16 protein-coding genes are annotated in these 19,826 nt (G+C 55.5%); 6 read left to right on the top strand and 10 right to left on the bottom strand.

The window, feature by feature from the left end; genetic code table 11:
- Positions 1–76: 76 nt before the first annotated feature.
- On the bottom strand, positions 77–523 hold the full coding sequence (locus tag WG929_RS06090; RefSeq protein ID WP_369854457.1) for a bacteriohemerythrin: 447 nt from the start codon (positions 521–523) through the stop codon (positions 77–79).
- A 618-nt stretch (positions 524–1,141) separates the two neighbouring features.
- Between WG929_RS06090 and WG929_RS06085 the strand changes: the two genes are divergently transcribed.
- A complete protein-coding gene (locus WG929_RS06085; protein ID WP_416205321.1) occupies positions 1,142–2,074 on the top strand; it encodes a TRAP transporter substrate-binding protein in 933 nt (310 codons plus the stop codon).
- A gap of 160 nt (positions 2,075–2,234) precedes the next feature.
- Here the strand turns inward: WG929_RS06085 and hepT are convergent, their stop codons facing one another.
- The 8 genes from hepT to WG929_RS06045 all read right to left on the bottom strand — a co-directional run bounded on the left by hepT (position 2,235) and on the right by WG929_RS06045 (position 10,787).
- Positions 2,235–2,654, bottom strand: coding sequence for a type VII toxin-antitoxin system HepT family RNase toxin (gene hepT, locus WG929_RS06080; RefSeq protein WP_369854455.1), 420 nt, complete (start codon positions 2,652–2,654; stop codon positions 2,235–2,237).
- The gene (gene mntA / locus WG929_RS06075) at positions 2,651–3,013 is read right to left on the bottom strand and encodes a type VII toxin-antitoxin system MntA family adenylyltransferase antitoxin (protein WP_416205320.1); all 363 of its coding nucleotides are present in this window, start codon (positions 3,011–3,013) and stop codon (positions 2,651–2,653) included. Before mntA ends, hepT begins: the two co-directional genes overlap by 4 nt.
- Positions 3,014–3,169: 156 nt before the next feature.
- Positions 3,170–6,151 carry a valine--tRNA ligase gene (locus WG929_RS06070; protein WP_416205319.1) on the bottom strand — a complete coding sequence of 994 codons (2,982 nt, stop codon included), beginning with the start codon at positions 6,149–6,151 and terminating at the stop codon, positions 3,170–3,172.
- Positions 6,152–6,341: 190 nt separating this feature from the next.
- Positions 6,342–7,184 (bottom strand): hypothetical protein, encoded by an 843-nt coding sequence (locus WG929_RS06065; RefSeq protein ID WP_416205318.1) that lies wholly within the window; start codon positions 7,182–7,184, stop codon positions 6,342–6,344.
- Positions 7,181–7,621 (bottom strand): DNA polymerase III subunit chi, encoded by a 441-nt coding sequence (locus tag WG929_RS06060; protein WP_369854451.1) that lies wholly within the window; start codon positions 7,619–7,621, stop codon positions 7,181–7,183. Before WG929_RS06060 ends, WG929_RS06065 begins: the two co-directional genes overlap by 4 nt.
- A 100-nt stretch (positions 7,622–7,721) precedes the next feature.
- On the bottom strand, positions 7,722–8,729 hold the full coding sequence (locus tag WG929_RS06055) for a putative RNA methyltransferase (protein WP_416205317.1): 1,008 nt from the start codon (positions 8,727–8,729) through the stop codon (positions 7,722–7,724).
- The gene (gene dapE / locus WG929_RS06050) at positions 8,726–9,853 is read right to left on the bottom strand and encodes a succinyl-diaminopimelate desuccinylase (protein WP_416205316.1); all 1,128 of its coding nucleotides are present in this window, start codon (positions 9,851–9,853) and stop codon (positions 8,726–8,728) included. The genes WG929_RS06055 and dapE overlap by 4 nt, the downstream gene beginning before the upstream one ends.
- 142 nt (positions 9,854–9,995) lie before the next feature.
- On the bottom strand, positions 9,996–10,787 hold the full coding sequence (locus tag WG929_RS06045) for a Slp family lipoprotein (protein WP_416205315.1): 792 nt from the start codon (positions 10,785–10,787) through the stop codon (positions 9,996–9,998).
- 209 nt (positions 10,788–10,996) lie between these two features.
- Here WG929_RS06045 and WG929_RS06040 point away from each other — a divergent pair, with 209 nt between their 5' ends.
- From WG929_RS06040 to WG929_RS06020, 5 genes are all read left to right on the top strand, one after another.
- Entirely contained in the window at positions 10,997–11,560 is a 564-nt protein-coding gene (locus WG929_RS06040; protein WP_369854447.1) for a hypoxanthine-guanine phosphoribosyltransferase, read from the top strand.
- A gap of 318 nt (positions 11,561–11,878) precedes the next feature.
- A complete protein-coding gene (locus tag WG929_RS06035) occupies positions 11,879–12,370 on the top strand; it encodes a chemotaxis protein CheX (RefSeq protein WP_416205314.1) in 492 nt (163 codons plus the stop codon).
- A gap of 413 nt (positions 12,371–12,783) precedes the next feature.
- Complete coding sequence (locus WG929_RS06030) at positions 12,784–14,169, top strand: TolC family protein (protein ID WP_416205313.1); 1,386 nt, start codon at positions 12,784–12,786, stop codon at positions 14,167–14,169.
- A complete protein-coding gene (locus tag WG929_RS06025) occupies positions 14,166–15,356 on the top strand; it encodes an efflux RND transporter periplasmic adaptor subunit (RefSeq protein WP_416205312.1) in 1,191 nt (396 codons plus the stop codon). Before WG929_RS06030 ends, WG929_RS06025 begins: the two co-directional genes overlap by 4 nt.
- The gene (locus tag WG929_RS06020) at positions 15,353–18,472 is read left to right on the top strand and encodes an efflux RND transporter permease subunit (protein WP_416205311.1); all 3,120 of its coding nucleotides are present in this window, start codon (positions 15,353–15,355) and stop codon (positions 18,470–18,472) included. Before WG929_RS06025 ends, WG929_RS06020 begins: the two co-directional genes overlap by 4 nt.
- Before the next feature lie 608 nt (positions 18,473–19,080).
- On the opposite strand, the gene tnpC is transcribed toward WG929_RS06020, so the two are convergent.
- Positions 19,081–19,826: IS66 family transposase (gene tnpC, locus WG929_RS06015; RefSeq protein ID WP_416205310.1), on the bottom strand; the 746-nt coding region annotated here is incomplete at its 5' end.

Here is a 19,826-nt window from a genome sequence, read left to right as displayed (position 1 = left end):
ACATACTACGTAATACGAGCATGTATATGCCGCATGGATGGCGTGACAGCCCCCATGCCCATGGGGCTGTTGTTGTTCAGGCGAAGAAGCGTTTTTTCATGCGGCTGACAAAACCACCTTCGATTGATTTACGCACGTAGGGCACATAGTCCTTGTCGTCGCGCTGAATATGGTTGGTCAGCCAGAGGCCGATATCCGACCGTACTTCCTTGGCGACTTTGAAGCAGTCTTCGCCGTTTTCAAGGCGTTGATCGTACGCCAGAGCGCGATTACGGAATGCCTCATGTACTTTGGAATGAGCCGCCAGAATGGGATAACTGGCACGCTCCATCAAGGTCTCTTCAAAAGCGTTGTGGGAGATTGAGTAGTCAATCAGTGACCTGGCAATCTGTTTCACGACATCTGGATCCTGGAGTCGAATGGCTCTGTCGACTTCAAGCAGGTATTCAAATATCCGCTTGTGCTGAGAATCAATCACATCAATCCCGGTTTCGAACTCGGGCACCCACTGGAATTGCAACATGTGTATTTCTCCTTCAAGTTTACATAGGTTCAGCAAAATCTATTCCAGTATTAATGTTATTAAATTCAATAAGTTACGATTTGTCGGAAAGTGCACTTGTCATGTTTATGACATTTTAGTATCCGTTTTGTTACATAGATGCGTTGACTGGATGGTCTGCGAGGCTGATGCGGGCCAGTGTGAAATTCCGGCTGGATATTGGCGTGGATGGTGATATCTGCATGTTTGGTCACAGGGTTAACAAACAGGGCGAGATCGATTGTGAACAGAAGATGGCTTGGCCGGTATTGTGAGGACGTCTGGATCTGTAGCTGACTGTCGTGGCTATTTATCTTGGCAGAAGTACTAGCGGCTAAAGAAGTGTCATTCAAACCCGTAAGTATTATTCCTGTTCCAGGCCTGCGGATGGATGCTGCGTACACTATGCCTTGGCGCTACTTTGGGCCTCGGCGCTAATTTTGGCTGCAAGCAGCTATTTCCTCGATTCTGGCTCACGCAACCTAAAGCGGATCGGTCAGCGGGCAGCTCAACGAAGCGCTATTGAGTGACGGCTCCACGTAACGGAATGAACCCAACATGATAAAAATAATAAAAAACCGGAAAAAGAACCTGATAACAATGCTGATGGTACTGCTACTGTCAGTACCGGTTGCGGCCGAGACGATACGTTTCGGTATGATCACCACACCAGACCACGCCTGGTCACGGTTGATGCAACAGTTCAAAAGCAGCCTGGAAAATAGCTCCAGTAATGCCATTCGAGTACGCGAATCCCGCTTTGCCAAGGTGCGTGGTGAATCCAGTATTATCGAATTACTGGGTCGCGGTCAGCTTCAGGCAGCCATTGTTGCGGTAGGGTCTTTGACCACACTCGATCCATCCCTGAATGGCTGGTTAATGCCTTATCAATTTTCAAGCGCTGCCCAGTTGCGCCTTGCGGCACAGAGCGATGATGCCAAAGCCATGCTGGCCGGGCTGGAGCGTCATAATCTGGTGGCGTTGGGATACGTCTTTTCCGGTATGCGTGTGATTATGACGCCAACGTTGATGACCAGTACCCGTGATCTGAAAGGCAAGCGAGTCGGCACCTTTCCAAATGACGTATTCTACAATTGGTATCGGCAGCTGGGCGCTGACCCGCAGCCGATCCAGATTCAGGATATCCGGCTCTGGTTTGAACAAGAAAAAATAGATGCTATCGATACCGACCTCGCCACCGCCGTTGATCTGCAGCTATACGATCAGGCACCCAATCTGATGTATACCAACCACATGGCATTCCCAGGGGTGTTTGTGGTTTCAAAAAGCTGGTGGGCTGCACTTGCATCAGGCAAGCAGCAAGCGATTTCGGCAGCTTTTTCCCAGGCGGAAAAGACGACCTTTGCAGCGTTGGAACAGTCCGAAAAGGCAGACTTGCAACAGCTGCGGGAGCGGGGCGTTACCGTGAAAAAATACACCGAAACCGATTTTAACGGTGTACCCCAAAAACTGCGGGATTTTTACTACGGTACTAACGAGCGTTTGAAACGCTTTGGGATGGCGCAGCCCTAAGCCCGACAGGCTCTTAGGTCGTTCTCGATTATTTAACGTGGCCTGTTGGGAGGGAAAATCCCGTCAGGGAAGGCGTTGGACGCAGAGAATGGCCAGCCTATTTCAAGTCCAATAGCACCGGATGGGGTGTCAGGGTCTCTCCAATCGTTGAGAACGCCCGCTAAGGCTGGCTGGACAGATACCCCAGCCCCTCGTCAATAAATGTTCCGATCTTCCTGTATCCGTGTGATACCAGCACGGCTTCTATACGTGTCCAGTCCAGATTGAGGTAATCGTGAACAATGGCGTTACGCATGCCGATAGCACCTTTTAAAACGGCATGGGGTATTTGGCTTTGCAGCATGTCGTGGGCCTTTAGAGCGGTGCCGTAACCATCACCAGAAGCTGGAATATTGGCTTGTTTGCAGCAGTGTTTGGCGACGCCGATGGCGGCTTCTACCAGTATTTGCAAGCTGCGCTCGACGGCCAGACGTTCAATCTTTCTCAGTGGTGCCTGGGTTGCCAGCTCGGCCAGCTCGGCCAGTGTATCGAGCTGTTCTTGCGTGTGCTGGCGCATGGATTCAATATAGGTTGGTGTCATGCTCGTTGGCTCCAGTAAAGCCACTCATCCCACTTCGACCAGATACGTTGTTCCATAAACATTGCGTCGGCATCACCGAACAGGCGTTCGCCTTCGACCGCTTCGTAGGCCAGCGGGGTTGGTGTTTTGGCAATGGATACGCAATGAACGGTGAGGTGCAGGGCTTTGGACAGTTCATAATCCAGCTCTGGCAGAATTTGCCAGTCGTCCTGATCTTCCAGTAACAGCACGGCGAGATCGACATCGCTGTGTTGGTTGGCGGTGCCTTTGGCGTAACTGCCATACAGCCAGGCAGCCAGAACCCCTTGCTGCTGCAAGTTGTGTTGAATCTGCTGGCGCTGATGATGGGTGAGTGTCATGCCGGAGAGTGTAGCGAAAGGGTTGGGGGTTGTCGAAAGCCGATGGGAATGGATAGGGGTGGGTGTGCAAGCACTAAATCAATGCGTGACTCGACAGGGTAAGAAAATCTGTACTGGCTCCCACGCGGGCGCATGAGGAGCCAGGTCTGGCGGTTTTTACAGTGCTTTGATGGCTTCGATCTGTTCCTTGATCTTGCCTTGGTCTCGTTCGTAGCCGTTCAGTTTTTCTTTCTCTTTTTCAATCACGGCAGCCGGGGCTTTGGCGACGAAGCCGTCGTTGTTCAGCTTGTTGCTGATGCGGCCGATTTCTTTTTCCAGGCGTTCTGCTTCTTTGTTCAGGCGAGCGATTTCCTTGTCTTTGTCGATCAGGCCTGCCATGGGCACCAGTACTTCCATTTGGCCAACCAGTTGGGTGGTGGCCATGGGGATGGTGTCGCCGTCGTTAACCCAGGTGATGTTGCTGAGTTTGGCGAGCTTGGCGAGGAAGGTCTGGTTTTCGTCGGCGCGGCGGAAGTCTTCGTCGTCGCCGTCTTTCAGCAGTACGTCGAGTTCTTTGCTGGGGCCGATGTTCATTTCTGCGCGAATGTTACGTACGGCGGTGATGACACCTTGTAGCCATTCGATGTCGGCTTCGGCTGCGGTGTCGATCAGGGCGTCCTGGGGTGCCGGGTAGGCCGCCAGCATGATGGTTGCTGTGGCGTCTGGGCCGCCTTTGCCAGCCAGGTCTTTCACCTGTTGCCATACCGCTTCGGTGATGAAGGGGATGATCGGGTGGGCCAGGCGCAGGGTGGCTTCTAAGACGCGTACAAGGGTGCCGAGGGTGCCGCGTCGGGTTTCGGCGCTGGCGTTTTTGTCCCACAGTACCGGCTTGGACAGTTCCAGATACCAGTCGCAGTATTCGTTCCAGATAAATTCGTACAGCGCCTGGGCGGCCATGTCGAAGCGGTATTGATCCATGTGGCGGCGTACTTCGCCTTCGGCGCGTTGCAGGCGCGAGATGATCCAGCGGTCGGCCAGTGATAATGCGGCAGGCTCACCGGTGGCACCACAAGCCGCCAGCATGTCGTCGGTAATGGCGATGCTGGTGTTGTTGGCTGCTGCGGCTTCGACGGCTTCTTCTCCAGCAATGGAGAGCATGACGTAGCGCGAGGCGTTCCACAGTTTGTTACAGAAGTTGCGGTAACCTTCCAGGCGTTTCATGTCCCAGTTGATGTCTCGACCGGTAGAGGCCATGGCAGCCAGGGTGAAGCGCAGGGCGTCGGTGCCGTGGGGGGCGATACCGTCGGGGAATTCTTTTTGGGTGCGCTTGCCGATTTTTTCCGCCAGTTGTGGCTGCATCATGTTACCGGTGCGCTTTTCCATCAGTTTGTCGAGGCTGATGCCGTCGATCATGTCCAGTGGGTCAAGGACGTTGCCTTTGGATTTGGACATTTTCTGGCCGACTTCATCGCGGATCAGGCCGGTGACGTAGACGGTTTTGAACGGAACTTGTGGCTTGCCTGGGGTTTTCGATGAAGCATCGTCTTTGCAAAAATGCATGGTCATCATGATCATGCGGGCAACCCAGAAGAAGATGATGTCGAAGCCGGTAACCAGTACATCGGTGGGGTGGAAGTCAGCCAGGCGACGGGCGACTTCTTTGTCGTCGGTGTTGGGCCAGCCGAGGGTGGCGAAGGTCCACAGAGCGGAAGAGAACCAGGTGTCGAGGACGTCGTTGTCTTGCATCAGTTCAACGTCGTCGGCCAGATGGTTCTGGGCGCGCACTTCGGCTTCGTCGTGGCCAACAAAGACATTGCCTTCGGCGTCGTACCAGGCCGGAATGCGATGTCCCCACCACAGCTGGCGGGAGATGCACCAGTCCTGGATGTCGCGCATCCAGCTGAAGTACATGTTCTCGTAGTTTTTCGGGACAAATTGGATGTCGCCGTTTTCGACCGCTTCGATGGCGGGTTTGGCCAGGGTTTTGGCATCGACGTACCATTGATCGGTAAGCATTGGCTCGATGACGACGCCACCACGGTCGCCGTAGGGGACGGTGAGGTCGTGGTCTTTGATGGCGTCGAGCAGGCCCAGTGTCTCGAAGTCGGCAACAATGGCCTTGCGGGCGGCAAAGCGTTCCATGCCACGGTATTTTTCCGGGATGCTGGTGTCGACGTCGGTATTGACCGAGCCATCAGAATTAAACGCCTGGGCTTCGTCGCGGATGTCGGCGTTGAAGGTCAGGATGTTGATCATCGGCAGGCCGCAGCGTTTGCCAACTTCGCAGTCATTAAAATCGTGAGCCGGGGTGATTTTGACGCAACCGGTGCCCTTGGTCATGTCGGCGTGTTCGTCACCGACGATCGGGATGCGGCGGCCAACTAACGGCAGTTCGATGAATTTGCCAATCAGGTGCTGGTAGCGGGAGTCTTCCGGGTTTACGGCAACGCCGGTATCACCGAGCATGGTTTCCGGACGTGTCGTCGCCACGACGATGTAGTTTTGGGTGTTGCCGTCGGCGTCGGTGTAGGTTTCGCCGTCGGCCAGCGGGTAGCGCAGGTGCCACATGCTGCCTTTGGATTCCTTGTTTTCGACTTCCAGGTCAGAGATGGCGGTGTGTAGTTTCGGATCCCAGTTCACCAGACGCTTGCCACGGTAGATCAGGCCGTCGTTGTAGAGACGGATAAACACTTCTTGCACGGCTTTGTAGAAGCCATCGTCCATGGTGAAGCGTTCGGTGTCCCAGTCAACGGAGTTGCCGAGGCGACGCATCTGGCCGGTGATGGTGCCACCGGACTGTTCTTTCCATTGCCAGACTTTTTCGAGGAACTTGTCGCGGCCTAATGCGTGGCGATCCGGCTGGCCTTCGGCGGCCAGTTTGCGTTCAACCACCATCTGGGTGGCGATACCGGCGTGGTCGGTGCCGACTTGCCACAGGGCTTTTTTACCCAGCATGCGGTGATAGCGGGTGAGGGCATCCTGAATGGTGTGCTGGAACGCATGGCCCATGTGCAGGGAGCCGGTGACGTTCGGCGGCGGAATCATAATGGAGTAGCCTTCGCCATCCAGGCCATCCTGATAGGGCTTGAAGTAGCCTTTTTCTTCCCATTGCTGGTACCAGGTTTGTTCGAGGGCGTCGGGCTTGTAGGTCTTGTCCATGGCGATGGTGTGATCTCAATGGTAACGCAGCGAGCCATCTCGGCAGATTTGGCAAGCGACTGATTAAACGATGAAAAAATGGCGGTCAGTATAACGGAATCGGAGCGCGGGTTCAGCCGCTGGATGGGGCTGGATAAGTATGTGGGCCAGCAGCCCGCATACTCAGGGGATCAGGTAGTCGCAGGCGTTCTCAGCGTGGCTTGGCCATCAGGATGTTGCGCAGTTTTTCACGCAGTCGGGTCTGGATAATGGGGGTCAGTTCATCGATCAGGGATTCGATCAGCTGGTTTTTTTCCGTTGTTTCGAGGCGTGAGATGGCTTCGGAATCGCGCTGCTGCTTTTGTTCCATCACTCGTTGCATGGTGCGATGGGCTTCTTCGGCACTGTGCTGGGCGGCCAGTCGTTCGGAGGTCAGGCGATCCAGCACCGATTGTGGCAAAAATGGGTTGGAAGATATTTTGGCGGTAATGGCGGGTGCTGGGCTGGCCGCTGGCGCAGACGGCTCAATGTGGAGGCTGTTGTCCGTGTCCCTGTCTGTCAATGTGGGGATGTCCGCTTCGGTCATGTCTTTCTTCAGATCGGGCAAGTGATTGGCCGCAGGGGGGGCCGGAGTGGCTGCCGGAGAGAGGTTGAAAGGTGTAATCATCAGGCCGTCAGCGGCAGAATGGCCGCCGTCAATGGGGCCGAGCAGGGCATCAAGGGTGTCGGTGCTGTGGTCGGTTGCGTGCTTGCGCAGCATCTCCTGACGCAGGTGTTCAAGAATGTCGCCAGAGATAATGGCGGGTGCCGGTGTCGTGGGTGGCGTTTTAACCGCCGATAAATGAGACGGGCGATTGCCAGGCTTGTTGATGTTGCGCAGTGCGGGTGGTTCATCCCGGCTGAACAGGTCGCTCAGTACCGGCACTTCGTCAACGGTGTTCAGCTGGGTCAGTGCGCGTTCCAGGTCAATTTGCTCACCGGCTGCATCGTCGAGGACGCGTTGCAAGGTTTCCAGTTCGTCGAGCAGGTTACGCGAATCGTTTTCGGTGCTCATGTGCGTAGTCTCATATCCTGGTGAGTAATAGGGTAGCCCCTGTCACGCAAAAAACGAAAATGGTCGCGAGTGTGTTCCAGTACCGCATCGTGCTGGATGACGACTTCGACCAGTCGATCAAAACGGCCAAAAAAAGATGGCAACTGGTGGTGCAAGTTGATCAATACGTCGTGCTGCTCTGGCGGTGCTTCGTGCCAGCCAATATGCACCGGGCTCTGGCCAACAGGCCGTTGCTCGTCCACCAGGCTGTGCGGCACAAAGGCGCTGTCACGGAACTCCCACAGCTGCCGGTCCAGTTGTTCGGCGTGGTTGCGAGACCCGGTGTGAATATAGACGCGTTTGCCCTGGCTCAGAGCTTTTTCGGTCAGGCGGCACACGAATTGTTGTTGTTCGACGATGGTGGTCGCTGCCAGTACATAAAAAAGAATATCTGTCATTCGTGGCGTGGCCGCAGTTGTCCTGGGTCAATAATGAGCTAAATGCTACCCCGGTTAGGGGGTGCTTTCAAACAGGTTGATAGCATTAACGGCGGATCTTTTATGCGTTGTCTGGCAGTGCCGGGCGATCGTCAGACGGTTTGACTGAAAATTGGGAAATACGGACGTGGAGGGTCACATTAAGACCGTTCAGGGCCAGTACTTGTTGGCGTTTTTCGGCCGTGATACGCCAGCCGTGCGGGGTCATGGTGAGCAGGTCGGGCAGGGCATCGGCAGGAATGAATACCTGGCTGCTGTATTCACTGCTGGTGAGCCGCTCAAATCCCTGTTTTGCCATGTCGTCTGCCGGATCGTAGCTGTCGGTACGGACGTCGGTATAAATCTGTTGCCGTAATTCCTGCAGGTGTTGCTGGGCCGGGGTAATCAGCCAGACCGGCGCACCGGGTTTGAGCAGCTCTGGCCAGCGGTCGGCCATGGTCGGGGTGAAAACGCTGAAGATGGCATCGAGACTGCCGGGCAAAAATGGCAGACGGCTGCCACTGGCAACCAGCCATTCAATTTCTTTGCTGCGCTGACAGGCGGTGCGTACGGCATCTCGTGAAATATCGATGCCGTACAGGCGGTGATTGATATTGGCTGCCGTCAGGTGGCGGGACAAGAATTCGGTGTAGTAGCCTTCGCCACAACCGCTGTCGGCAATATGGAGCGGTTGTGTTGTGCTTTGTTCTGCCTGAGTGTGTTCTGCCTGAGTGTGTTCTGCAGTTTGTTCAGCTTGAGCCTGTTCTTTTATGGTGCTCAATACAGCCGTGAGTACAGTATTGATGGCGGTGGCAATGGCCTGATAATAACCGCCGTTCAGGAACTGTTGTCTGGCCCTGACCATTTCCAGATTGTCGCCTGGATTGAGTGAGCGTTTCTGGTTGACCAGTAACAGGTTGAAATAGCCCTGCTTGGCGCGATCAAAACTGTGGTTGCCAGCACAGGCACGACGTTGTAATTGGCCGCGTTTGTTGGTTGCTCCGGCCAGTTCTGGCAGTGCTTGCTGGCACACCGGGCAGACCAAAATATCGTCTGACCTGGCGGTGTTGAGTGGGGTGCCGGTGTTCATCCCAGCAGGCGCTCAAGAATGCCTTCGTACAGGCTGGCCAGGGTGTCGAGGTCGGCGGCGCTGACACATTCGTCAACCTTGTGGATGGTGTCGTTGCGGGGGCCAAGTTCAACCACCTGGGCACCGGTCGGGGCGATAAAACGACCGTCGGAGGTGCCGCCTGCGGTCGATAGCGCGGTCTCCTGGCCGGTCACCGCGCGAATGGTGTCAATGCAGGCGTCAACCAATGGGCCATGATCGGTCAGGAATGGCAGGCCGCTGAGGTTCCATTCGATGTCGTAGTCGACCTTGTGCTTGTCGAGGATGTCGCAGGTGCGTTGTTTGAGGATGTCGGCATTGAGCTCGGTTGAAAAACGGAAGTTGAACACCACCGTCATGGTGCCGGGAATCACATTGGTTGCCCCGGTGCCGGCATTGATATTGGAAATCTGGAAACTGGTGGCTGGGAAAAATGCGTTGCCCTGATCCCATTCTTCGCTGGCTAATTCGGCCAATGCTGGAGCTGCCTGATGCACCGGGTTGCTGGCCAAATGCGGGTAGGCAACATGACCCTGAATACCCTTGACGGTCAGTACTGCGCCGAGCGAACCACGGCGGCCGTTCTTGATGGTGTCGCCAACCCGATGGGTAGACGAGGGTTCACCAACAATGCAGGCGTCGATTTTTTCGTTACGAGCTTCCAGGGTTTCAATCACTTTGACGGTGCCGTTGTGTGCCGGGCCTTCTTCATCGCTGGTAATCAGAAAAGCAATTGAACCGGGGTGATCCGGGTATTTGGCGACGAAGTTTTCGACCGCAATGATCATGGCGGCGAGTGAGCCTTTCATATCGGCAGCGCCCCGGCCATACAACATGCCATCAACAATCTGCGGTTCAAACGGCGGGTATTTCCAGTTGTGTTCCGGGCCGGTGGGGACAACATCGGTATGGCCAGCAAAACAGACCAGCGGGCCTTCGGTGCCACGACGTGACCAGAAATTGTCGACCTCTTCAAAACGCAGTGGCTCGTTGGAGAATCCGGCGTTGGCGAGGCGCTCCATCATTAATGCCTGACAGCCTTCGTCTTCCGGGGTAACGGAGCGGCGGGCAATCAGATCGCAAGCCAGTTGCAAAGTAGGGGACATGACAACTCCTGGGGTTGGCTCAGGTCAAAAACGGCCGCGGATAATACCACAGCCGTGATCTGGGTATAGGGTGAGGCGATGTGTTGGTGGCCATCCCGGACAACACCCGGCTGCCGCGCTTCGCTGGCGCTGTTGGTGTTGGTCAGTTCGCCAGTGGTTTGATTTTAACCGGGCGCTTCATGGGGATTGGTGCTTCGCCATCGTGCTTCAACGGATCTGTCCAGATAATGGTTGCTCCGCGTCGGGATGGCGGCGGGTAATAAGGCCAGCCTCCCCATGTGCCCCAGCCGGTGTAGTAGTGGACTTCCGTCGGGACGGTTTCGCGCCAGAGTTCGATACCGTCGGCCTTGATCAGGGCAAAGCGGTAGGCATGATCACCGATTTGCCCATTTTCCATGCCCGTAAATTGCCCTCTGACGGTGACCAGACGACCTGGCTGGTAAATTTCCGGGTCAACAAAATAACCGAGTTCGGCGCGGAAACGGCCACCAGATTGATCGTTGTCGGCGTGTGGCTGGCCGGAACTCCACAGCGGGCGGTGCAAAATTTCCAGCGTGGTGTGCTCAGCACCATTGATCACGCTGACGATCCGGCCACCCAGCACGACGGTCTGGTGCTGATATTGGTCGGGGCTGGCTTGTAATTGTTGCAGGTCTGGCAGGCTGTCAGGATTGGCCACAGAGATTGATTTTGGGTAACTGGCACAGCCGGATAATAACCCGGACAGCAATAAAGCCAGCCCGATCAGTCCTGGGCGTATACGTGGGCGTTTATGGCTGCTGTTGTTCGCTGGGTGCAAAAAACAGGCGATGGGAACATAAATGTCGGCATAGAGATCGGCATAGAGGCCAGTATGGATACGGCCAGAGACAGGGCCAGAAGTAGGATGGACGTTGCTGTCGATATTGCTGTCAGTGTTGCGAAAATAGTGCATACGCCAAGTTCCCTCAAATTCCCTGTGGTTGGCAAAGGCCGCTGGTCTGCCAAGCAGGATAACGGCGCGTTCTTGCTACTTGGTTACGTGGCAGGGCAGAAGGTTCCTGCCGCCAGACTTTGCTCTGGCCAATCGGTTGTTGCAGGCCGTCCCGCAGTTGCGGCTGCGTGCTACTATACCGCTTTTTACTGACATGCCGGGAAACCTCCATGAGCGATATGCCGACCAAAGAACAGCTGGATGCTGTGTTGCAAGAAGCCGATTTGCTGAAAACGCCACAACAGGTTGATGATGCGATCAATCGGCTGGCAGCCGATATTACCGAGCGATTGCAGCAGTCTGTTCCTGTGGTCTATACCATTATGAACGGGGGGCTGGTGCTAGCCGGACTGTTGTTGCCACGGCTGGGTTTTGCGCTGGAAGTTGGCTATATGCACGCGACCCGTTACCGGGGAGATGTGACCGGCAGCGCCGAGCTGCAATGGCAAGCACCTCCGTCTGTGCCCATGGCTGATCGTACGGTGCTGATCCTCGACGATATTTTTGATGAAGGACATACCCTGGCGGCGGTGGTGGAAGCCTGTCGTCAACAGGGTGCCAGGGAAGTGCTTACGGCGGTGCTGGTTAACAAGATTCACGATCGTAAAACCAGCGCGCTGACAGTCGATTTTGTTGGGCTGGAAGTGGAAGACCGCTATGTGTTTGGTTGCGGTATGGATTACCGGGGTTTTTGGCGCAATGCGCCCGGTATTTATGCGGTTAAAGGTCTTTGAGTCGTTAAGGTCTTTGATGTCGATGAGTGATAGCCGTTGAAGACTGGCTGTGGTGGCAAGCGATCACAGTCGGTAGGCTCCTAACTGCAGGTCATGTTTTTTGAGTTTGGGTTTGGGTTTGGGGTAGGTACTGGTCATAAAGTAACAGATGGCCATGACAGCTTAGGCTGGAATGACAGGTCGGGGTGTTTTGGGGGTTGGAATATAGACCCGGCAACGCTCCGGAATGGCGCGCTGGACTACACTGGCGATATCGTAGCTGGAGTTTAGGTGCAGATATGACGGTCTGGTTTGGCTCCCCCGGAGGTGGTTTGATTCATGAACGTTGAGTATATCAATCCTTTTGTTGAGACCATCAACAATATACTGGCGACCATGGCATCCATGACCTGTGAGTATCAAAAGCCTTATGTGAAGCCGGATGATGCGCCGCTGGGTGTGGTGACGGGTCTGATTCCTATGGCCGGTGACACGGTACGCGGGTCGTTGGCGATCAGCTTTTCTGAAGGCGCTATTCTGATGATCAGCAGCCTGATGCTGGGTGAAGAAATCAGCCAGCTGGATGACTCCTGCCGCGATCTGACCGGCGAATTGACCAACATGCTGTCGGGTGGGGCGCGCAAGTTGCTGTGGGAAAAAGGCTTTGATTTTGAAATGGCCCAACCGCAGCTGCTGTTTGGTGATGATCTGGTGGCCCATGCGGTGAACGGCCCGGTGCTGGTGATTCCGTTCGAGACCAAGGCTGGCCCGTTTTTTATCGAAGTGGTATTCAGTAGTCGCCTGGATCGCGCCAGGGTGATTGCCGGATAGCTACGACGTTCGGCACCGCATGGCGGCAACCTGTCTGGTTGCTGCAGTTTGAACAGCAATCTCTTTTATTATTATCTCCTTGTTTCCCTCCCGGCGTGATGGACTATTTTATAGCCTGCTTATGCCTCGCTGGCGGCGCAGCTGATCTACAGGTTGTGGTTGACGATCCTTGACGGAACTTTTCAAAAATGCGATGAGTCTGACGCGGCAGTTTGCCCTGTAGATGGTCGTTTGGGATGTCGTTTGGGATGTCGTTTGGGATGTCGTTTGGGATGTCGTTTGGGATGTCGTTTGGGATGTCGTTGCGGGTGTTATCTGACCATGCGTGTTATGCGCTGTTTTAACTGCCAGGGAGATGCCCGGTGAGTGTTGCATTATCTATTTCCGCACGGCCCGACCGGAGATGGTCGTGTGTGCTGTTGTTGCCGTGTTGGTGGGTGCTGGTGACGGTGGTCGGCTGTAGCACGATTGATCCGGTGCAGCCGCAGTCACTGGATATTCCGGGTTTGGCCGATGCCAGTATGACCGCTGGCGAGCCAGTGGATGCCCGCTGGTGGCAAGCCTTTCATGATGACTATCTTGATCAGCTGATTGAGACCGGTCTGGAACACAACTTTACCCTCCAATCTGCCTGGGCCAGGCTGCAGCAGAGTCAGGCTCTGGCGCGGCAGTCCGGTGCGGAACAGTATCCGAGCCTGGATGCCAGCCTGTCTCGCAGTCGTTCATTTGGTCCTGATTCCGCTGCCAATAACTGGAATGCCGGATTGTCGGCGACTTATGAAATTGATTTCTGGGGCCGGATTGGCGCGTTACAGCAGCAAGGCCAGTTAAATGCCCAGGGTAGTGCTGCAACGGTACGTGTGGCGGCCAATACCCTTGCTGGTGAGGTAGCTGGTAGCTGGTTTGGCTGGTTACGTCAGCAAGGCCGGATTGCATTGTTAACCCGGCAGCAGCAGCGTATTGCGTCGGCATTGGCCGTGACCGAGGCGCGTTTTAATCGCGGGCAGGCTGCGGTTTCGGATGTCTGGCAACAGCAACAGTTGCAAGAAGGCGTTGTTGCCGGTCTGGTGGCCGACCGCGCCCAGCAAGTGATCTATCAGCAGCAACTGGCTGTCTGGCTTGGGCGCAGTGACTGGTTGCGAGTCGATGTGGTGCCCGAGTTGGCTGCGTCTCGCTCTTTGCCTGAATTGCCGTTGCAACCCCCGCTTGTTTCTCTGACGGCTTTACAGCAGCGCCCGGATGTACAGCAAGCCTGGTTCGCCTTGCAGTCGGCCAATGCGGCAGTCGCGGTGGCAGTGGCAAACCGCTACCCACGGTTGACGCTGTCGGCTTCGTACTCCGCTGCGGATGCCAACCTGGCCGATGTCTTTGATCACTGGGTGGGCAACCTGGCTGCCGGACTGGTCGTGCCATTGCTGGATGGTGGCAGTCGCCGGGCAGCGCTAGCTGCTTCGCAGGCCAGTGTGCAGGCCGCCGTGGCGGAGTATCAGCAAACGTTACTGGCAGCGGCACAAGAGGTTCAGCAAGTGCTGGTGCAAGAACAGCAGGCCAGCGATCTGTTGGTCAGCCTGACAAAACAGCTGCACCTGGCGCGTCAGACCGAAGGGTTCCAGCTGGCTCGCTATCGTCGTGGTGTTGGCGATTTTCTGGCATTACTGAATGCCCAGCAGGATGTACTGGCGCTGGAGCGAGAGGTGCTTGATGGGCATTGGCAACAACTGCAGTATCGAATTCAACTGTATCGCTCCGTCAGTCACGGAGATTTCACCGGGGCTGATGCTGGAGAGCCACAAGAATGAAGCAACAAACAGGCATGACAAAACAGGCAGGTAAAGTATGGCTGGTGCTGCTGGTGCTGATACTGGGCGGTGCGGCTGCCTGGGTCGTACTAAAAACAGCGCCGGTGCCAACACGAGTCAAGCCTGACGTTCAGGCGCGGCTGGTGGAAGTGCAACCGCCAGGCAGCGGGGATGTTCGTCCGGTCTGGCAGGCCGGGGGCCAGGTGATGGCGGCTGAGCAGGTATCGCTGCAGGCGCAGGTCAGCGGCCGGGTCGTGGCCGTGGCGGCTGCGGCAGTGCCAGGGGCCACACTCAAGGCGGGTGCTGCTTTGTTGACCATCGAGCCACGGGATTACGAGCTGATATTACAGCAGCGCGAAGCTGCTCTGGTGCAGGCACAGGCGAGTCTGGATATTGAACAGGGAGCGTCGGCGCTGGCCGCCGATGAGTATCAGCTGGCGGCACGTCAGCTGGCAGCTTCGGATCGGGCGCTGGTGTTACGTGAACCACAAATTGCCAGTGCCAAAGCGGTTTTGCTCAATGCCCGTGCGGCGGTAAATCAGGCACGACTGAATCTGTCCCGTACTCGGGTAACGATGCCCTTTAATGGCCAGATACAGTCACGCGGTGTGGCGACTGGCAGCCAGGTTGGCAATTCAGCGACTTTGTTTGAACTGGTTAATACCGATGAATTCTGGGTTGAAGTCAAAGTGCCTCGGGGCTTTTTGCCGTGGCTGGATCCGGAGGCCCCGGTGCTGCTTCATCATCCTGGTTGGGGCGGTCAGACCCGAGAAGCGCGGATTCTGAATTTGCTGCCCGGAGTGGATAGCAACGACCGTCAGGCACGGTTGATGGTGGCGGTGCGTGATCCGTTGAGCCTGAATCATCCTGCTGAGCCGGTACTGCTGCTGAATGATTTTGTCTCAGTCGAGCTGCAAGGCAAGCCCATCCGCAATAGCGTTACGGTGCCATTGCAACAGATGAACGACGACGGCAGCCTGTGGGTTGTTAACAATAACAAGATGATACTGCGTAAACCTGAAGTACTTTATCAAGGTCGAACGCTGGTCTGGGTTGGCTCTGGATTACAGCCAGGCGATCAACTGTTGGTGAATCGCCTGGATAGCGTGACGGCAGGCATGCCGGTGCGCCTGGCGACCCGTGCATCAGCGACTGACACCGCTACGTCGGCGGGAGTCCGGCCATGAGTGTGGCGCAAGGGAATGGCCCGATCGCCTGGATGTCGCGCCACGGGGTGGCTCCCAACCTGCTGATGGCGGTACTGATCCTCGGTGGCTTTATGATGTCGCTGACGATCCGCAAGGAGTTTATTCCATCCTACGAAGCCGAGGCTGTGATCGTTCAGGTTGGCTATCCGGGGGCGACGCCGACGGAGATGGAACAAGGTGTCGTACTGCCTATCGAGAACGAGCTGGCTGCCGTTGATGGCCTGAAAGAAGTGAATTCCACCGCCTCCCAGGGCAGTGCCAGAATCAATATCGAACTCGACAATGGCACCGACCGCCAGCAGGCCTATCAGGATGTGCAGCAGGCGGTGAATCGGATCACGACCTTTCCGGCGCAAATGGAAACCCCCATCGTCAGAATTGCCAGCCGTAATATCAGTGTGGTGGAAATGGCGATTTTTGGACCGCTGGATACCTTTGCGCTGAAGCGCCTGGCCGAACAGGTAAAGGATGAACTGTTGTCCTCAGCGGATATCTCCAAGGTCGAGCTGACCGGCACCCCGGATGAAGAAATCCATATAGAAATCCCCCAGGCAGAATTGCAGCGTTACGGTCTGACCTTGCAGGACATCGCCAGCGCTGTTGGCAATAATGCCATTGAACAAAGCGCCGGTACGGTCAAAACACCGGGCGGCGATATTCTGGTGGCACTGGATCAACGTCGTTACTGGGCCGGGGAGTTTAATGACATCCCGGTGATTGCCGATGCCGCTGGTGTGCGCTTGCGGCTGGGTGATATTGCCCATGTGCAAGAGGGCTTTGGTGATGCCCGGCGGTTGGTGACTTACGACGGTCAGGAAGCAATTCGCTACGACGTCTATCGTGCCGAGCAGCAAACGCCGCTGACGGTGGCGGCCGCAGTACATGAAAAACTCGATGACATTCGCAGCTGGCTACCGCCGGGTGTCAAAATTGTGGTCACCGATGATGATGGCAAAACCTACAATCAGCGAGTGGGCTTGCTGATCAAAAATGCCGCTATCGGCTTGATTCTGGTACTGGTGTTGCTCAGTCTGTTTCTGGAATACCGACTGGCGTTCTGGGTCACCATGGGCATTCCGACGGCCTTTCTGGGATCCTTGCTGTTACTGCCAGCGGTGGATGTTTCCATCAACATGATCTCGATGTTTGCCTTCATTGTTGCCCTCGGGATCGTGGTGGATGACGCCATTATTGCCGGTGAAAATATTTACGAACATATGCAGCAGGGCATGCCGTTTGCCGACGCGGCAGTGGTGGGCGCTCGTGAAGTGGCCAGTCCGCTGGCGTTTGCGATTCTGACCAATGTCGCGGCGTTTCTACCGCTGTTGGCGCTGCCCGGCATGATGGGCAAGCTGTTCCTGGCGATTCCGATCGTGGTGATCAGCTGTTTTCTGATCTCCTGGCTGGAAGCATTGTTTATTCTGCCGTCGCACCTGGCGCATCTGAAAGAAAAGCCGGAGAGCCGACTGGGGCGCAAGCTGGATGCCATACAAGAGGCAGTGGATGGCCAGCTTGGGCGCTTTATCGAGAGGGTGTACCGCCCGCTGCTGGGCCGCAGTTTGCGTAACCCCGGATTAACCCTGGCGATCGCACTGGCGCTGGGCATCACCGTGCTGGCCTGGGCCTTCAGTGGCCGCATGGGTTTCAGTATGTTTCCACGACTTGAAGGTGAATTTACCGTCGCTCAGGTGGAGCTGCCATCCAATGCGCCTTTTGAGCAGGCGCTGGACGTTCGGCTGCAACTGGAAGCGCGGCTGCGCGATATTGTTGCACCGGTCGAGGCCGCAGGAACACCGCTGCTGGTGAGTGTGGAAGGCAGCATCGATGGCTCAACCGTTGAAGTGGAAGCGCGGCTGGTGGATTCCGAAATTCGGCCGATTTCTGCTCATGAAGTCGCCAAACGCTGGCGCACAGCCATGGGAGAAATCCCCGGCATTCGCAGTATCACCTTTGATTCTGAACGGGGTGGCGGCCCATCGGGTGGGCGCGGCCTGACTGTGGAACTGCGTGGCACCGATACCCGCTTGCTGGCTCGGGCCAGTGACGACCTGGCGGTGTTTATGGCACAGCTGGGAGGCGTCAAGGATATTGCCAGCAGCTTTAGCAGTGGCAAACCGCAATGGGACGTGGAAATTAACGACCTGGGTCGCAGCCTGGGGCTGGAGTCGGACGACGTTGCCATGCAAGTCCGGGCGGCGTTGTACGGCGCTCGGGCCTTGCGTCAGCAGCGGCAGCGGAATGAAGTAACGGTACTGGTGCGGCTGCCACAAAATGAACGCCGTTACAGTGCCGATATTGAACGTCTGATGATCCGCACTCCAGCGGGTGGTTACGTGCCTCTGGCAGAAGTGGCAACGCTGGCAAAAACCGTGGCCCCTTCCAGTATTTCGCGGCGGGCGGGTAAACAAGTGGTGAGTGTGACCGCCGATGTGGAACCCCGGACGCAGATTCCGGCGGTGATGACGGTATTGCAGCAAGAAGCCTTTGTCGACCTGCAAGCCCAATACCCGACGCTGGATTTTGATTTTCGCGGACGTCAGGCCGATACGCGGGAAAGCATGAGTGCCATGCAGCTGTACGGCTTCTTCTCCTTGCTACTGATTTACGTCTTGCTGGCGATTCCGTTCCGCAGTTACGGCCAGCCATTACTGGTGATGCTGGTGATCCCGTTTGGTGCCGCCGGGGCAATCCTCGGCCATATCCTGCTGGGTTACAGCTTGTCGATTATCAGCATTATGGGGATTGTGGCGCTGGCGGGGGTGGTAGTGAACGACAGCCTGATTCTGGTGGACTACGCCAATCGCATTCGGGCCAAGCGCCATCTGACGGCGCTGGAAGCCATCAGTGAAGCCGGGGTGAGGCGTTTCCGGCCAATATTATTGACCACGCTGACGACCTTTGGTGGTTTGGCCCCCATGGTGTTTGAAACCTCCCGCCAGGCGCAGTTTATTACGCCGATGGCGGTATCGCTCGGGTTCGGGATCCTGTTTACCACCTTTATCTGCTTGCTGGTGCTACCCGCCCTGTATGTGCTGCTGGATCAGCTGCTGAACAAGCTGGCGGGGCGTCCTGTATTGAAACCAGAGGAGATATAAGTGCACTTCAGGTCGGCCTGCAAAGCTTCTACCGGTCTGATCAGGAATTATTAATCAGTCCGGCAGGCTCCTGGCACTTCGGTTTCAAATGTGCTGCTTTCTGCTGACGTTAGGTTGGAAAAATTACACAGAAAAATGGGCGCTTCCGAGCAGCACATTGCACTGACTCTTGCGCCCTGCAGCAAAAAGCCACTACGACCAATGGAGAAGGGGTGGTGACGTTTTCTGCCAGAGCATTGCTGCTGTGGAGCTTGCCGTCTGCTGTGTAAGCTGTGAGGTAATCCACTGATTCAACCAGTAATAAAATGCTGTGAATTTCTGACCTCATGAATTCTGACCCTTGAATTCGATCTCGTTGAAAAACGGGCTGGAAGTCATGGGTCGCTGCTTTATAAAAACTGTATATATTTAGTGCAATTCAGATTGGACCGGGATTAATGTCCGGTTTTGAGCCACGCTTGCGCGCTTTTGTGGAGACTGGGACTGTACCCGTCAAAGGTCAGTGGTCATAAGCTCTACAAAGATTTATATAAAAAGATACCTCAGAATTTGCTAAAGCTAATAGAGTCTGAAAGCCCGTAAACGCTCAAACAACCCCATCTACCGATTTAAATAACGGCCGCTTTCATATTCTCAGGCAGCAGTTTTTCAATGTCTTCCACGGTTTCGCATAACGGCAACTGGGCAAACACTCTCCGTAAATACGCGTAAGGCTCCAGGTCGTTCGCTTTGGCGGTTTCTATCAGGCTGTACATCATGGCGCTGGCTTTTGCGCCACGCTGACTGTCACTGAATAACCAATTTTTGCGCCCTATCGCAAACGGTCGGATAGCATTTTCGACGGGATTATTATCTATATGAAGTCGCCCATCGGTGAGGTAGACCGTTAGTTTGTCCCAGTTTTTATCGAGGTAGGCTAAGGCTTCGCCGGTTTTTCCTTTTGGCAGGGTTTGTTGCAACGCTTTGTCCAGCCATGCTCTGAGTTTGTTGAGCTGGGGCAGGCTTTTTTCTTGTCGAATTTGATATTTCTGTTCGGCTGGTTGGTCTTTAATCGCGGCTTCGATGACGTACAGTCCTTTGATCATTGTCACGGCCATGTCGGCTTTACTGACTTTTCCTTTCGGGCTTGGGCTGACTTTCTGAGCGTCGATAAACTTACGTCGAGCGTGGGCCATGCAGGCCAGTGCGACGATGCCTTTTTGCTGCCCAATACGGTGATAGCCAATATAATCGTCGGTTTGCAGGTAGCCTTGATAATCACCAAGCAGCGATCTGGCCACATCGGTGCGACGACGACTGGCGTAATCAAATAAGATAATGGGGTGTTCCCGATCACCGGTTTTTCGTACCCACA

The organism is Oceanobacter antarcticus (assembly GCF_044962685.1).
Lineage (GTDB): Bacteria > Pseudomonadota > Gammaproteobacteria > Pseudomonadales > Oceanobacteraceae > Oceanobacter > Oceanobacter antarcticus.
The sequence above is the reverse complement of the archived record's forward strand: the minus strand, read 5'-3'. Positions and strand labels throughout refer to the sequence as shown.